Below are 13,216 nucleotides of genomic sequence, written 5' to 3'. Positions count from 1 at the left end.
TTTGCGAGCGAAGCGAAGCAATCCAGGGATCCGCCACATCCGTTCAGGTCCCGCTGCCCTGGATTGCTTCGCTGTCGCTCGCAAAGACGGTGAAGCAGGTGATCCGGATCAAACCGAAACCGCGCTAGCGCCCCTGCGTCATGATCAGCTTGTCGCCGCGCACCTCGTAGCGGGAGAGGCGGTCGAGGAAGGTCTGGCCAAGCAAGTTGCCGGAGAGCGCGCCGGGCCGCGCCACCATCGCGTTCACGTTGCGCTCGGTGATCGAGCCGATGGAGAGCGATTCCAACTGGATCGGCGCCGCGCTGGTCGGGCCGTTCGCCGTGGAGACGCGGGCGTTGAACTCGTCGGGCCGGGGCGTGAAGCCGAGGGAGGCCGCGTTCTCGGCGGTGAGCACCACGCTGCTCGCGCCCGTGTCGAACAGGAAGTCCTGGCTTGCTCCACCGACGCGACCCTGCACCCGGAACGTCCCGTCCGAGCGCCGCGTGACCGTCACCGTCCCGCCGGGGCCGTTCACCGCCGAGCCCGGCCGCAGGTCGCCCACCACCCGCGCGGAGACGTCCTGAAGGCGGTCGCGGTAGCTGTAGCCGAGGACGAGGGCCGCGCCGATCAAACCCCAGGCGGCGAGCGCCTGAATATGGCGCAGCGGCGAGGCCCGGAACTGCCGCCAGAACCCGGCGACGATCAGCGCGAGGATCGTGCCCGTCCAGGCGATGTTGGCCAGCGTGTCGGGGGAGAGGCCGCCGCCGACCGTGTCGCTGCCATCGGACAGTACGAGGGCGGCGAGGACGAGCCCGAGCGCCCCGAGGCCGAGCCAGATCATCGGCCCGGGGGCTCCGCGAGGGCGGGGTAGGCGGCGCGTAGCCGCGCGTCGAGCCCGGCCATGATCGCGTGGCGCTCGGCCTCGCGCATCATCCCCCAGCCGGCGATCTCGTCGCGGGTGCGTCCGCAGCCCCGGCACAGGCCGGTGGCGTCATCGAGCACGCAGACCTTGGTGCAGGGGCTGGAGGGTTTCGGTGGGGCGGCGGACATGGCCGCGATGTGGTGGAGCGAGGGCGGCGAGGTCAAGGTGCCAGGGCCGCGACGAGACCGAGCAGGGCGGCGATCTCGGCCGCCTGCTGGCACGCGCCGATGACGTCGCCCGTCTGGCCGCCAAGCCGCCGCCGCGCGAGGGCGGTGACGCCGAGCGCCGCGAGGCCGCAGAGGACGACCATCGCCGCCACGCCGCCCGCTCCGAGCCCGAGGGCCAGGGAGGCGAGCGCCAGCAACAGGCCGATGAGGCCGGCGAGCATGAGGCTCGCGCGGCTCGGGCGCCCGGCGGCGGCCGAAAGCCCGTCGCTGCGGGCGGGGGGCAGCAGCACCATCGGCGCCAGAGCCGCCACGCGCGAGAGGGACGCGGCGAGGACGAGACCCGTCGCGGCGGGCAGGCCGGTGCGGTCGAGGAGCGTCGCCAGGGCGCCGATCCGCAGGGCGAGGGCGAGGAACAGGGCGAGCGCGCCATAGGAGCCGATTCGGCTGTCGCGCATGATGGACAGCATCCGCGTGCGGTCGCCGCCCGCGCCGAGCCCGTCCGCGAGATCGGCGAGCCCGTCCTCGTGCAGCCCGCCGGTCGTGACCGCCATCGCCGCCGCCGCCAGCGTCGCCGAGAGGAACGGCCCGAGCCCTCCGAGCCAGCCGGCCATCAGGACCAGGGCGGCGGGAAGGGACAGGATCACCCCGGCCAGCGGCAGCATCCGGGGCAGGCGGGTGAAATCCGGGGCGCGGTGGGGATCCGGCTCGCCGGGCAGTTGCGGTACCGGCAGGCAGGAGTAGAAGCGCAAGCACGCGGCGAGATCGTGCAGGGCCTCGCGCCCTGGCCAATCGGCCTCGCCGCCGGTCTGCCTGTCCATCGAAGCGGTCCCGTGCGCCGGGTTCGATGCACCGGCTCCACCATTCATAGCGGGCGGGGCCGGTTCCGTCCGCACGGAACGCGTCCACCCACAGGATCGAGGCAGCGATGAGCGGGCCCTTCGACGACATCCGCAACCTCGTCCGCTCCATGCCGGGGCCCGATGCCGAGACCGCCGCCATGGTCGCCGCGCGCGACGCGGTGCTGACCAAGCCCGCCGGCGCCCTGGGGCGGCTGGAAGATCTCGTCACGTGGCTCGCCGCATGGCAGGCCAAGGCGCCGCCGAGCTTCGACCGGCCGCTGGTCTGCGTCTTCGCCGGCAGCCATGGGGTCACGCGGAAGGGCGTCTCGGCCTTCCCCGATGCCGTGAACCGGCAGATGCTCGACAATTTCGCGGCCGGCGGCGCGGCCATCAACCAGTTGTGCTCGGCCTACGGGCTCGGCTTCAAGGTGTTCGACCTCGCCCTCGACGTGCCGACCGGCGACATCACCGAAGGCCCGGCGCTCGATGAGCGCGCCTGCGTCGCGACCATGGCCTTCGGCATGGAGGCGGTGGCGGCGGGCACCGACTGTCTCGGCATCGGCGAGATGGGCATCGGCAACACCACCATCGCGGCGGCGCTCTACGCCGCCCTGCTCGGGGGCGATCCGGCCCATTGGGTCGGGCACGGCACGGGCGTCGACGGCGAGGGCTTGTCCCGCAAGGTCGCGGCGGTGGAGGCGGCGCTCGCCTGCCATGCAGGCCATCTCGACGATCCGCTCGAAGTTCTGCGCCGGCTCGGCGGGCGGGAGATCGCGGCGATGGCAGGGGCCATCCTTGCCGCGCGGTTGCAGCATGTGCCGGTGGTGATCGACGGCTACGTCTCGACGGCGGCGGCGACGGTGCTCCACGCCCTCGACCCGTCCGCCCTCGACCATTGCGTCGCGGGGCACGTCTCGGCCGAGGGCGCCCATGCCGAGGTGCTGGAACGGCTCGGCCTGAAGCCGGTCGTGTCGCTGGGGATGCGCCTCGGCGAGGGCTCGGGCGCCGCCGTGGCGATGGGCATCATCAAGGGCGCGCTCGCCTGCCACACCGGCATGGCGACCTTCGCCCAGGCGGGGGTGTCCGAGAAGGCGGCGTCCCCCACGGGGTGACACCGCGCTCTCCCCACAAGAACCCCCCGCCGTTGGCGCGGGCGAAGGGATCTCAGCCGGTCTTCTCGATGTTCCAGAAGAACTGGACCGGGGCCATGACCATGCCCTTGAGCTTCCTGCTCACGGCCATCGGTTGCTGCACGAGGCCCGCCGGGGCGTAGGGCACGACGGAGAAGGCCCTCTCCTCGATCTGCGCCGCCAGCGCCTTCTGCCGCGCCTCGTCGGTGGTCGCGATCCATTCGTTGCGCAGGCCCTCGAGCATCGGATCGTCCGGCCAGCCGAACCAGGCCGCCTGGCCGTTGGCGCGGATCAGCGGGTGCAGGGCCGGGTTGAGGACGTCGGCCCCCGACCAGAGGGTGTGGAACAACGACCAGCCCCCGGCATCGACCGGCCCCCGGTTGCCGCGCCGGGCGATGAAGCTGCCCCAGTCGGTGGAGACCAGATCGACGTTCATCCCGAGTTGCTTGAGCAGATCCTGGGTCACGAGGGATTGGTTGTAGGCGATCGGCTGGTCGGCCGGCGCCAGCAGCACCACCCGCTCCCCCGCATAGCCCGCCTTGGCCAGCATCGCCTTGGCCTTGGCGAGGTCTGCCTGCATGGCGGCGCCCCCTCCCGCACCGGTCGACATCGGCGAGCCCGGCGTGAAGAAGGTCTTTGCTTCCTTGTAGTAGTCCGGATTGCCGACCACCGCCTGCAGGTAGTCGTCCTGCTTCATGGCCATCATCACGGCCCGCCGGATCTCGGGATTGTTGAACGGCGGCTGCGTGTGGTTGAACCGCATCAGCAGGATCACCCCGAGCGGCACGTTGCGGATCTCGATGTCCGATTTGCCCTTCAGAACGGGCACGAGGTCGATCGGCGGCTGCTCGTACCAGTCGACGGCGCCCTGCATCATCGCGCCGACCGCCGCCGAGGCCTCCGTGAGCGCGAGCCATTCGATCCGGTCGATCTTGGCGACCTTGCCGCCGGCCGCCCAGGAGGGCGGCTCCTCGCGCGGCCGGTAGGCGGCGTGGCGCGTGTAGATCGCGTTCTGGCCCGGGATCCATTCGCGCGCCTCGAAGCGCCAGGGGCCGGAGCCGAGCGCCTCGGTGATCGGCTTCGAGGCATCCTGCCGGGCGATGCGCTCCGGCATGATGAAGGGCACGTTGGAGGACAGCTTGCCCAAAGCCGCCGGCAACAGCGGGAAGGGCTGCTTCAGGCTGATGGTGAAGGTCCGCGCGTCCTCCTGGCCGTACTCCGCCACGAACCCGGCCAACGTCTGCCCGAAGGCATCCCGCTTGGACCAGCGCGCGATGGAGGCGATGCAGTCCTTCGCCTCGACGGGGGTGCCGTCGTGGAAGGTGAGCCCGTCCCGGAGATGGAAGGTCCAGCGCAGGCCGTCCGGCGCCGTCTGCCACGCGCTGACCATCTGTGGCTGGATGCGGAAGGCTTCGTCGGTCGCGAACAACGTGTCGTAGACGAGATAGCCGTGGTTGCGGATCACGTAGCTCGTGGCGACGATCGGATCGAGGGACGGCAGCGGCGTCGAGGGGATGAAGCGCAGCACGCTGCCGCCGGACTGCGCCCGCGCACGCGAGGGGAGGCCGATCCCGGCGGCCGCCGCCGAGGCGGTGCCGGCCAGTAGCTGGCGACGGTGGAGCGTCATCGCGGTCGACCCCTCTTGTGCTCGGGCATCGATGCCCTCATGATTTTATACAATTTCAAGCCGAGGGGCGGCCGTCAAGGGTTCTGTTTCGGTTGGGAATGGAAAGTGGGCGAGACGATGAAGAACCGGACCATCGCGGGTTCGATCGGCGCCGAGATCCGGCAGCGCATCCTCGACGGGCGCTATCCGGCCGGGTCGCAGCTGCGCCAGGACGGCTTGGCGACGGAATTCGGCGCCAGCCGGATTCCTGTCCGGGAGGCGCTGTTCCAGCTTGAAGCCGAGGGGTTGGTGCGGATCCATCCGCACCGGGGCGCGACGGTGGCGCCGCTGTCCCCCGCCGATGCGGCCGAGGCGCTGGAGCTTCGGGCGATCCTCGAACCGCGCCTCCTCGCGCTGTCCGCACCCCGGTTGACGGAAGCCGATTTCGATCATGCCGACAGGCTGTTGGACGATTACGCCGCCGCCCTTCGCGACGGTGCGACGGCCCGCTGGGGGACGCTCAACACGCAGCTGCACCTTCTCCTCTACAGCCGCGCGGATCGCCCGCGCTCGCTCGCCCTCGTCGGCTCCCTGTTGACGGAATGCGACCGCTATACCCGCGTCCAGCTCTCGACCGACGCGGCGGAGCTGGAGCGAGCCGACCGGGAGCATCGCGAGATCGTTCGCCTCTGCCGGAACGGACATGCGTCGGCCGCCTGTGCCCTCCTGTTCGATCACATCACGCACGTCTCGACCGCGCTGCTGGCGTTTCTTGGCGAACCGACGGCGCGCGCCGAGACCGTGGAGATTGTATAAAATCCTTGCGCTGACGGCCGATCGCTGTCACAGAAAGGCGACCCGCCCGGCGTGCCCCTGCCGCCGCGCCCCTGCCTCCTCCGACCGGACGAATCGCCGATGGCCTCCGACCGACAGATCTTTTCCGGCACGATCCCAGCCCTGATGACCCCCTGCCGCCCGGATCGGTCCCCCGATTTCGAGGCACTGGCCCGCAAGGGGCGGGAACTCGTCGCGGCGGGGATGTCGGCGGTCGTCTATTGCGGCTCGATGGGCGATTGGCCGCTCCTGACCGACGAGGAGCGGATGGAGGGCGTCGAGCGGCTTCTCGCGGCCGGCGTGAAGGTGATCGTGGGGACGGGCGCCCAGAACCCGAAGCGGGCGGCGGCGCTCGCCGCCCATGCCAAGGCGGCCGGCGCCCATGGCCTGATGGTCATTCCGCGCGTCCTGTCGCGCGGCAGTGCCGCCTCCGCGCAGGAAGCGCATTTCGCCGGCATCCTGGAGGCGGCGGTCGACCTGCCGGCGGTGATCTACAACAGCCCGTATTACGGGTTCGAGACACGGGCGGAACTCTTCTTCCGCCTGCGGGACCGCTACCCCCATCTCGTCGGGTTCAAGGAGTTCGGCGGCGCCCAGTCGCTGACCTACGCGGCCGAGCACATCACCGGCCAGTCCCCCGACATCACCCTGATGGTCGGCGTGGATACGCAGGTGGTGCACGGCTACGTGAATTGCGGGGCCAAGGGGGCCATCACGGGCATCGGCAACGTCCTGCCGCGCGAGGTGCTGCACCTCGTATCGCTGTGCGAGAAGGCGGCCACGGGCGACGTCGCGGCGCGGCGGCGAGCGATGGAGCTCGATTCGGCCCTCGGGATCCTGTCGAGCTTCGATGAGGGGACCGACCTCGTTCTCTTCTACAAGTACCTGATGGTCCTGGAGGGGAACCCGGAATACGCCCTGCATTTCAATGCCTCCGACGAACTGAGCGCCGGGCAGCGCCACTACGCGGAGACGCAGCTGAAGCTGTTCAAGGCGTGGTACGCGTCTTGGGCCAAGGACGGCGCACGGGACGCGGCCTGAGCGTCTCGAACCGGGAGGGCCGACGCACTGCGCCTTTGCGCCGGAGGGGCCGTCGGCGCTATGGCGGGGGCGCGATCGTTCACAGCCCGCGAACCCCGTCATGAGAATCACCCAGGCCTTCACCTTCGAGGCGGCCCACCGCCTGCCGAACGTGCCCGCGACACATCGGTGCCACCGGATGCACGGGCATTCCTACCGGGTCGAACTGACCGTCGAGGGGCCGGTCGACGAGCGGACGGGCTGGGTGATCGACTTCTACGACATCGAATCGATCTTCGGCCCGCTGCTGCTGCGCCTCGATCATCATTGCCTCAACGAGATCGAGGGCCTCGAAAACCCCACCGCCGAGAACATCGCGGCCTGGATCTGGCATCGCCTGAAGCCGGACCTGCCCGGCCTCGCCCGGGTGCGGATCAACGAGACGCCGATGTCCTGGGCCGACTACGATGGCGACTGAGCGGATCGCGGGCGACGACGCGGCCCTCGTCCTGTTCTCGGGCGGACAGGATTCGGCCACCTGCCTCGCCTGGGCGCTCGACCGGTTCGCCCGCGTCGAGACCCTGGGCTTCGATTACGGTCAGCGCCACCGGATCGAACTGGATTGCCGGGACAGCCTGCGCAGCGGCCTCGCGGCCATCGATGCCGCCTGGGGGCGGCGCCTCGGCGAGGACCATGTGCTCGCCCTCGATGCTTTGGGCGCCGTCTCCGACACGGCGCTGACCCGCGAGACCGAAATCGGCTTCGAGTCGTCGGGCCTGCCGAACACCTTCGTGCCGGGGCGGAACCTCGTCTTCCTCACCTTCGCCGCCGCGCTCGCCTACCGGCGGGGCATCCGCCACATCGTCGGCGGCATGTGCGAGACGGATTATTCCGGCTACCCGGATTGCCGCGACGACACGGTGAAGGCCCTTCAGGTGGCCCTGAACCTCGGGATGGAGCGCCGCTTCGTCCTGCACACGCCGTTGATGTGGATCGACAAGGCCGCGACCTGGCGTCTCGCGCAATCGCTCGGCGGCGTGCGGCTTACCGATCTTATCGTGGAGGAGAGCCACACCTGCTACCTCGGGGAGCGCGGGGCGCGCCACGCATGGGGCTATGGCTGCGGGCAGTGCCCCGCCTGCCGGCTGCGGGCCGAAGGCTACGCGCGCTTTACGGCGACGGCGGTTTAGGCGAGGCCGCCAGCCCGCCGACCAGGGCCGCCAGCGTATCCCCGAACGCGGCCGGGCACGCGAACAGCCGCTCCATCAGCAGCGCCCCTTCGAGGGTCGCGAGGATCGAGCGGGCCTGCAACGCGGGGTCGAGGCCGGGGCGCAGGCTTGCGTCCGCCACGCCCTCACGCAGCACCTCCTCCAGCCATGCGAGGTGTTTGCGGAAGAATGCCACGATGTCCTGGCGCAGGCGCTCGGGCAGGGCCTCGCCTTCGATGGCCAGCGCCGCGCAGAGGCAGCCGAGCCCCTGCTCGACCCCGCCGAGGTAGAGCCGGCCATAGGCCGCGATGCGCCTCGGCCCGTCCGGCACCTCGGCGCGGATGGAGGCCATCGCCTCCGAATAGCGCGTGTCGTAGGCCGCGATCAGCGCGGCGGCGAGATCGGCCTTGGTCGGGAAATGGTGGTGGATGCTCGCCTTGCGGATCCCCACCGCCTCCGCGAGGTCAGCATAGCTGAACCCGGCATAGCCCCGGCTGCGCACCAGGGTCTCCGCCTCAATCAGCAGCTCCGCTCGCGTGTCGCGCATCGCTTGTCTCGACCCTGCGGCACAATCGCCTGAACACGGGCGTCCCTTGACGCCTTTCGAAATCTACCTACTAATTGGTCGGAAAGAAAGACCGGGAGGTTTCGGCATGGCGGCATCGTCCGTTCATCCGACGAGAAACGGCCCCACGCGACGGCAATCGCTGTTCGGCGGCCTGTGCCTGTGCTGTCTCGGGACGGCGGGCCTCTCCCCGCGCGCCTATGCCGAATCCTTCACGATGGAGGAGGTCGGCCCCGGCATTTTCATCCGCAAGGGGCTGATCGCGGATGCCGACGCGCAGAACTTGGACGCCATCGCCAATATCGGGTTCATCGTCGGCGAATCGGGAGTGCTCGTCACCGAGTCGGGTGGAAGCCTCGCGGACGGACAGTGGCTGCGGGGCGAGATCGCCAAGCGCACGGATAAGCCGATCACCCATGTGGTGCTGACCCATGTCCACCCGGACCACGCCTTCGGCGCCGGGGCCTTCACGGCGGACAGGCCGGTCTTCGTCGGCCATGCCAAGCTGCGGGAGGCGCTGGACGCGCGCGGCGAGTTCTACCGCAAGCGCCTCATCGACCTGTTCGGCGAGGAGAAGACCGGCCCGGTCGTCTACCCGACCATGACCGTATCCGACACGGCCGAGATCGACCTCGGTGACCGCAAGCTCGCCTTCACAGCCCACGGCCCAGCGCACACGACGAGCGACCTCTCGATGCGGGATTCTAAGAGCGGCCTGCTCTTCCCAGCGGACCTCCTCTTCGTGGAGCGAATCCCGTCCCTCGACGGCAGTCTGAAGGGCTGGCTGAAGGAGCTGGATCGCATCAAGGCGACCGGCGCCGCGCAGGCGGTGCCCGGCCACGGGCCGGTGCGGGTCGAGCTGGCCCCCGCCGTGGCGGACCTGACCGCCTACCTCACCGCCCTCCGCGACGAGACCAAGGCGGCCATCGCCAAGGACGTGCCGATCGACAAGGCGGTCGGAACGGTGGCGCAAGGCCAACAGGACAAGTGGAAGTTGTTCGATCACTATAACCGCCGGAACGTGACGGTGGCTTACCAGGAACTCGAGTGGGACTGATCCGTCATTCATCGATAAACCGAACATTGGGAGACAACGCCATGCGCCCGACCCTCGCCTTCGCCCTCGCTTTCTCCGCCGCGACGCTGGTCGCGCCGCTCGCCCATGCGGCGGGCGCGTCGGACACCGACCAGGAGCGCAATGCCCGCTGGCAGGAGATCGCCAAGTCGATCTTCGGCGACAAAAAGATCGAACCGACCGACACGCTGGTGAAGCTCGAAGCGCCCAAGCGCGCCGAGGATGCGGCCCTGGTGCCGATCACCCTGTCGATGCCCGACCGCGACAAGATCAAGTCGGTCTCGCTCATCATCGACGACAACCCGGCGCCCTACGCCGCCAAGTTCGAGTTCGGCCCGGCCGCCGATACGAACGAGCTGAAGCTGCGCGTGCGGGTGAACAACTATACGGACATGCACGCGGTCGTGGAGACCTCGGACGGCAAGCTCTACGAGGCCAAGCAGTTCGTGAAGGCGTCCGGCGGCTGCTCGGCCCCCATGGGCATGAGCGACGAGGAGGCCATGAAGGGCATGGGCGACATGCGCATGAAGTTCGCGGAGGCGCAGCCCGGCAAGCCCGTCGAGGCGACGCTGATGATCCGCCACCCGAACTTCTCGGGCATGCAGATGAACCAGGTCACGCGCGATTTCACGCCGGCCCGTTACATCGACAAGCTCACCGTCTCGGCGGGCGACAAGACCGTCTTCACCATGACGGGCGACATCTCCATCGCCTCGAACCCGGTGATCAATTTTGGCTTCAAGCCGGACGGGCAGGCGATCAAGGTCGCCGCGAGCGACAACCAGGGCGGTCGCTGGTCGCACAGCTTCAACGCGCCGAGCCCGACGAACTGATGGGGCTTCGCGGTACCTTTCTGGGGCGGGCGGCGGCCGTCGCGGCGGCCGCCCTGTGCCTCGCCGCCGCCGAGCCGGCCGTTTCGCCGGTCGACGTGCCGGAGCCGCCGGGCCTCTATACCGGCCCGCAGCGGGGCTACACGCCGCCGACTCTGAAGGGGGCCCGCGTGGTCGACGCGGCGACGGTCGCCGCGATGCTCGACGGGCCGGATAAGCCGGTGCTGATCGACGTCGCCATGCGCGAGCGCAAGCCCGCGAACTTTCCCGAGGGCCGGCTGTGGCTGCCGGTCCATCCCTCGATCCCCGGCGCCGTGTGGTTGCCGAACGCGGGCGCGGTGCCGCTACCGCCGGAGCGCGAGGCCCTGTTCTTCAGCCGCGTCGAGCAACTGACCGGCGGCGACAAGGCCAAGCCCATCGTGGTGTTCTGCCACGTGGAATGCTGGGGAAGCTGGAACGCGGGCAAGCGCCTCGTGGAGAAGGGCTACACGGCGGTGAACTGGTTCCCGCTGGGCGTCGAGGGCTGGCAGGACACCCACGAGACCCGGAACCTCACCGAGGACCCGGAGTGGAAGCGCGCCGAAGGCCCCTGACATCTCCCCCGTTCCGCCGCGACCGGCCCCTGGCTCGCGGCGTCGCCTGTCGTATAAGGCGCCACGCCGGATCCCGGCGGTGAGCGTTGGGGAGCGCGGGATGTCCCAGGTCATCCAATCCCGCCGCCTGCGGGCGGTGGATATCGGCAAGCGCAAGGCCGAGGGGCGGAAGATCGTCTCCCTCACCGCCTATCACGCCCATACCGCCGGTATCGTCGATCCCTTCTGCGACTTCATCCTCGTGGGCGATTCCCTCGGCATGGTGATGCACGGGATGGAATCGACCATCCCCGTGACCTTGGAGATGATGATCCTCCAGGCGCAGGCGGTGATGCGCGGGACATCGAAGGCGCTGGTCGTCGTGGACATGCCCTTCGGCTCCTACGAGGCGAGCCGCGAGCAGGCCTTCGTCAACGCCTCCCGCGTGCTCAAGGAGACCGGCGCCGGGGCGATCAAGATGGAGGGCGGCGCCCATTTCGCCGACACGGTGGCCTTCCTCGTGCAGCGCGGCGTGCCGGTGATGGGCCATATCGGCCTCACCCCGCAGGCGGTCAACGTGATGGGGGGCTTCAAGGTGCAGGGCCGCGCGCCCGACGACGAGCGCCGCCTGTTGGAGGATGCCCGCGCCATCTCCGAGGCGGGGGCCTTCGCCATCGTGCTGGAGGGCATCGTGGAGCCGGTGGCACGGGCCATCGCGACCTCGCCCAAGGTGACAGCCGCCACCATCGGCATCGGCGCCTCCTCCGTCTGCGACGGGCAGATCCTGGTGCTGGAAGACATGCTCGGCCTGTCCGAGCGGACGCCGAAATTCGTGCGCCAGTTCGGGTCGCTGCGCGCCCATATCGAGGGGGCGGTGCAGGCCTATGCGGAGGAGGTCCGCGCCGGCACATTCCCAGGGCAGGACCAGACCTACGGTTGAAGCTACCCGACCCGGCGCGCGGACAGGCGCAGGCCCGGCGCGGGGCGCTCCAGCAGCACCTCCCGGCGAAAGCGCACGAGCCGGGCCGGGCGGCCGGCGGCGCCGCTGGTCAGGCTCTCCGTCTCCTCGACCAGTCCCTGCTGGGCGACGAGGCGGCGGAAATTCTGCTTGTGCAGTTGCACGCCCGACAGCGCCTCGACGGTCCGCTGCAATTGCAGCAGCGTGAATTCCGGCGGCATCAGCTCGAACACGACCGGGCGGTATTTGATCTTGCCGCGCAGGCGCCCGATCGCCGTGGCGAGGACCCGGCGATGGTCGAAGGCCATGGGCACGCCGGTCGGGTCGCCCGCCCGGCCCGGCCCCAGATTGCCCCGCGATTCGGGGATCAGCCCCGCCTCGAACAGCAATTCGTAGCGTTCGAGCACCCGCTCCTCGTTCCACGTGCCGCCGTTCATGCCGAAGGTCAGGCCCAGACGGTCGAGGCGGCGCTGGCGCAGGGCCTTGTCCGGCGTCTCGGCGGCCCAGGCCATGAGGCGGGGCGCGATGGCATCGAGCTGCGCGGGGCGGCCCCGGCGGAAATCCTCGTAGGGCAGGTAGCGATACCAATTGTGCCACGCGGCCTCGGCGAGGCCGGCGGGGCGCTCCTCCCGCACCAGGGCGAGATAGGCGACCGACAGGGCGTGCGCGGCCGGCGCGGCCTCGCTGCCGGAACGGTCGCGGTCGCCGAAGGTGTAGAGCTGCTCGACATAGCCGAGTCGCTGATTGGTCTGCCGCTCCACCCAGGCCCGCAGGCCCTTCTCCAGGGTGGCGTGCTCCGGCACCAGCGGGCCGGCGGGAAGGCCGTCGCCCCGGCAGGTGGCCTGTCCGGGCACGCGGATCGTCAAGGCACGGGGCTCGCCCTCATTGGCGGCCACGATCACCGCCACGAGGCCCACGGCCGAGCGATCGGTCTCCGGTTGCCCGTCGCCCGCTCCCGTCACACTGCGTCTCTGCTCCTCGGCGACCGACATGCGCCCCGGAATCGCCCCCACCCGCTCAAGGCCGCCTGAGCCAGAGCCGCCCGGCGCTATAGGCGCGAGGACGGGCGATCCGTCAACGCGACGGGGCGTCCCCGCGCGGCTCGGGATCAGGCGAGGCACGAGAATGTCATTGAGGATTGCCAAATTATCCCTTGCGTTTGCGGGAGATTCTGGATTGATTCCAATCTCAAGATGCCTGAACGCACAGCACCAAGTCTCTGGTGGCAATTAACCCCCGCTCAACGGGCGATGTTGCGCCGCCTGTGGTGCGAAGGGCCTCTGCCCACCCCCGATCCCGGTGAGATGCGCACCGTGCGCTCCCTCGTGCGGCGCGGCCTGCTCCGCACGCGCGACCGCGGGCGCGACCGCGCCTCCGAGCCGGGATGCTGGTTCCTGACCGCGCGGGCGGTTCGCCTCGTGTCGCAGGCGGAGGGCATGGCGCCGCCACTCCAGCCGAAGCCGGAGGGCACCCTCGCCGCAGAAAGGCAGAGCGAGGAGGCCTGAGGCCTC

Annotated in this window: 16 protein-coding genes; 10 read left to right on the top strand and 6 right to left on the bottom strand. The window is 70.0% G+C overall.

Features of this window, described 5'->3' with window-relative positions:
- Positions 1–124: 124 nt before the first annotated feature.
- Genes ACS5Q7_RS06285 through cobS form a run of 3 tightly spaced genes read right to left on the bottom strand, consistent with a single transcriptional unit; the run spans position 125 to position 1,886 of the window.
- Complete coding sequence (locus ACS5Q7_RS06285) at positions 125–820, bottom strand: retropepsin-like aspartic protease family protein (RefSeq protein ID WP_478338547.1); 696 nt, start codon at positions 818–820, stop codon at positions 125–127.
- Positions 817–1,029 (bottom strand): DUF1289 domain-containing protein, encoded by a 213-nt coding sequence (locus tag ACS5Q7_RS06280; protein ID WP_478338566.1) that lies wholly within the window; start codon positions 1,027–1,029, stop codon positions 817–819. Before ACS5Q7_RS06280 ends, ACS5Q7_RS06285 begins: the two co-directional genes overlap by 4 nt.
- Before the next feature lie 32 nt (positions 1,030–1,061).
- Entirely contained in the window at positions 1,062–1,886 is an 825-nt protein-coding gene (gene cobS / locus ACS5Q7_RS06275; RefSeq protein ID WP_478338546.1) for an adenosylcobinamide-GDP ribazoletransferase, read from the bottom strand.
- A gap of 107 nt (positions 1,887–1,993) precedes the next feature.
- Between cobS and cobT the strand changes: the two genes are divergently transcribed.
- Positions 1,994–3,019 carry a nicotinate-nucleotide--dimethylbenzimidazole phosphoribosyltransferase gene (gene cobT / locus ACS5Q7_RS06270; protein ID WP_478338545.1) on the top strand — a complete coding sequence of 342 codons (1,026 nt, stop codon included), beginning with the start codon at positions 1,994–1,996 and terminating at the stop codon, positions 3,017–3,019.
- Positions 3,020–3,071: 52 nt separating this feature from the next.
- Here the strand turns inward: cobT and ACS5Q7_RS06265 are convergent, their stop codons facing one another.
- Complete coding sequence (locus ACS5Q7_RS06265) at positions 3,072–4,664, bottom strand: ABC transporter substrate-binding protein (protein WP_478338544.1); 1,593 nt, start codon at positions 4,662–4,664, stop codon at positions 3,072–3,074.
- A 117-nt stretch (positions 4,665–4,781) separates the two neighbouring features.
- Between ACS5Q7_RS06265 and ACS5Q7_RS06260 the strand changes: the two genes are divergently transcribed.
- From ACS5Q7_RS06260 to queC, 4 genes are all read left to right on the top strand, one after another.
- Positions 4,782–5,459, top strand: a complete 678-nt coding sequence (locus tag ACS5Q7_RS06260) for a GntR family transcriptional regulator (protein WP_478338565.1) — start codon at positions 4,782–4,784, stop codon at positions 5,457–5,459.
- Positions 5,460–5,558: 99 nt separating this feature from the next.
- Positions 5,559–6,518 carry a dihydrodipicolinate synthase family protein gene (locus ACS5Q7_RS06255; RefSeq protein WP_478338543.1) on the top strand — a complete coding sequence of 320 codons (960 nt, stop codon included), beginning with the start codon at positions 5,559–5,561 and terminating at the stop codon, positions 6,516–6,518.
- Between the two features lie 100 nt (positions 6,519–6,618).
- The gene (queD, locus tag ACS5Q7_RS06250; protein ID WP_478338542.1) at positions 6,619–6,975 is read left to right on the top strand and encodes a 6-carboxytetrahydropterin synthase QueD; all 357 of its coding nucleotides are present in this window, start codon (positions 6,619–6,621) and stop codon (positions 6,973–6,975) included.
- The gene (queC, locus tag ACS5Q7_RS06245) at positions 6,965–7,687 is read left to right on the top strand and encodes a 7-cyano-7-deazaguanine synthase QueC (protein ID WP_478338541.1); all 723 of its coding nucleotides are present in this window, start codon (positions 6,965–6,967) and stop codon (positions 7,685–7,687) included. Before queD ends, queC begins: the two co-directional genes overlap by 11 nt.
- On the opposite strand, the gene ACS5Q7_RS06240 is transcribed toward queC, so the two are convergent.
- Positions 7,668–8,252 carry a TetR/AcrR family transcriptional regulator gene (locus ACS5Q7_RS06240; RefSeq protein ID WP_478338540.1) on the bottom strand — a complete coding sequence of 195 codons (585 nt, stop codon included), beginning with the start codon at positions 8,250–8,252 and terminating at the stop codon, positions 7,668–7,670. The genes queC and ACS5Q7_RS06240 overlap by 20 nt on opposite strands.
- Positions 8,253–8,358: 106 nt before the next feature.
- On the opposite strand from ACS5Q7_RS06240, the gene ACS5Q7_RS06235 reads away from it, so the two are divergent.
- From ACS5Q7_RS06235 to panB, 4 genes are all read left to right on the top strand, one after another.
- Entirely contained in the window at positions 8,359–9,327 is a 969-nt protein-coding gene (locus ACS5Q7_RS06235) for a quinoprotein relay system zinc metallohydrolase 2 (protein ID WP_478338539.1), read from the top strand.
- Between the two features lie 41 nt (positions 9,328–9,368).
- Positions 9,369–10,178 (top strand): quinoprotein dehydrogenase-associated SoxYZ-like carrier, encoded by an 810-nt coding sequence (locus ACS5Q7_RS06230; RefSeq protein ID WP_478338538.1) that lies wholly within the window; start codon positions 9,369–9,371, stop codon positions 10,176–10,178.
- Positions 10,178–10,768 carry a rhodanese-like domain-containing protein gene (locus tag ACS5Q7_RS06225; RefSeq protein WP_478338537.1) on the top strand — a complete coding sequence of 197 codons (591 nt, stop codon included), beginning with the start codon at positions 10,178–10,180 and terminating at the stop codon, positions 10,766–10,768. The genes ACS5Q7_RS06230 and ACS5Q7_RS06225 overlap by 1 nt, the downstream gene beginning before the upstream one ends.
- Positions 10,769–10,868: 100 nt before the next feature.
- Complete coding sequence (gene panB, locus ACS5Q7_RS06220) at positions 10,869–11,687, top strand: 3-methyl-2-oxobutanoate hydroxymethyltransferase (RefSeq protein ID WP_478338536.1); 819 nt, start codon at positions 10,869–10,871, stop codon at positions 11,685–11,687.
- Positions 11,688–11,689: 2 nt separating this feature from the next.
- On the opposite strand, the gene ACS5Q7_RS06215 is transcribed toward panB, so the two are convergent.
- Positions 11,690–12,697: an NUDIX hydrolase gene (locus ACS5Q7_RS06215; protein WP_478338535.1), complete on the bottom strand. Its 1,008-nt coding sequence runs from the start codon at positions 12,695–12,697 to the stop codon at positions 11,690–11,692.
- Positions 12,698–13,009: 312 nt separating this feature from the next.
- Here ACS5Q7_RS06215 and ACS5Q7_RS06210 point away from each other — a divergent pair, with 312 nt between their 5' ends.
- Positions 13,010–13,210 carry a hypothetical protein gene (locus tag ACS5Q7_RS06210; protein WP_478338534.1) on the top strand — a complete coding sequence of 67 codons (201 nt, stop codon included), beginning with the start codon at positions 13,010–13,012 and terminating at the stop codon, positions 13,208–13,210.
- Positions 13,211–13,216 lie beyond the last annotated feature (6 nt).

The organism is Methylobacterium sp. Gmos3, from assembly GCF_056430985.1.
The sequence above is the reverse complement of the archived record's forward strand: the minus strand, read 5'-3'. Positions and strand labels throughout refer to the sequence as shown.

Excerpts from the sequence above, each read along its gene's own strand:
- ACS5Q7_RS06285 (WP_478338547.1), bottom strand. The coding sequence starts at position 820 with ATGATCTGGCTCGGCCTCGGGGCGCTCGGGCTCGTCCTCGCCGCCCTC.
- ACS5Q7_RS06280 (WP_478338566.1), bottom strand. The coding sequence starts at position 1,029 with ATGTCCGCCGCCCCACCGAAACCCTCCAGCCCCTGCACCAAGGTCTGC.
- cobS (WP_478338546.1), bottom strand. The coding sequence starts at position 1,886 with ATGGACAGGCAGACCGGCGGCGAGGCCGATTGGCCAGGGCGCGAGGCC.
- cobT (WP_478338545.1), top strand. The coding sequence starts at position 1,994 with ATGAGCGGGCCCTTCGACGACATCCGCAACCTCGTCCGCTCCATGCCG.
- ACS5Q7_RS06265 (WP_478338544.1), bottom strand. The coding sequence starts at position 4,664 with ATGACGCTCCACCGTCGCCAGCTACTGGCCGGCACCGCCTCGGCGGCG.
- ACS5Q7_RS06260 (WP_478338565.1), top strand. The coding sequence starts at position 4,782 with ATGAAGAACCGGACCATCGCGGGTTCGATCGGCGCCGAGATCCGGCAG.
- ACS5Q7_RS06255 (WP_478338543.1), top strand. The coding sequence starts at position 5,559 with ATGGCCTCCGACCGACAGATCTTTTCCGGCACGATCCCAGCCCTGATG.
- queD (WP_478338542.1), top strand. The coding sequence starts at position 6,619 with ATGAGAATCACCCAGGCCTTCACCTTCGAGGCGGCCCACCGCCTGCCG.
- queC (WP_478338541.1), top strand. The coding sequence starts at position 6,965 with ATGGCGACTGAGCGGATCGCGGGCGACGACGCGGCCCTCGTCCTGTTC.
- ACS5Q7_RS06240 (WP_478338540.1), bottom strand. The coding sequence starts at position 8,252 with ATGCGCGACACGCGAGCGGAGCTGCTGATTGAGGCGGAGACCCTGGTG.
- ACS5Q7_RS06235 (WP_478338539.1), top strand. The coding sequence starts at position 8,359 with ATGGCGGCATCGTCCGTTCATCCGACGAGAAACGGCCCCACGCGACGG.
- ACS5Q7_RS06230 (WP_478338538.1), top strand. The coding sequence starts at position 9,369 with ATGCGCCCGACCCTCGCCTTCGCCCTCGCTTTCTCCGCCGCGACGCTG.
- ACS5Q7_RS06225 (WP_478338537.1), top strand. The coding sequence starts at position 10,178 with ATGGGGCTTCGCGGTACCTTTCTGGGGCGGGCGGCGGCCGTCGCGGCG.
- panB (WP_478338536.1), top strand. The coding sequence starts at position 10,869 with ATGTCCCAGGTCATCCAATCCCGCCGCCTGCGGGCGGTGGATATCGGC.
- ACS5Q7_RS06215 (WP_478338535.1), bottom strand. The coding sequence starts at position 12,697 with ATGTCGGTCGCCGAGGAGCAGAGACGCAGTGTGACGGGAGCGGGCGAC.
- ACS5Q7_RS06210 (WP_478338534.1), top strand. The coding sequence starts at position 13,010 with ATGCGCACCGTGCGCTCCCTCGTGCGGCGCGGCCTGCTCCGCACGCGC.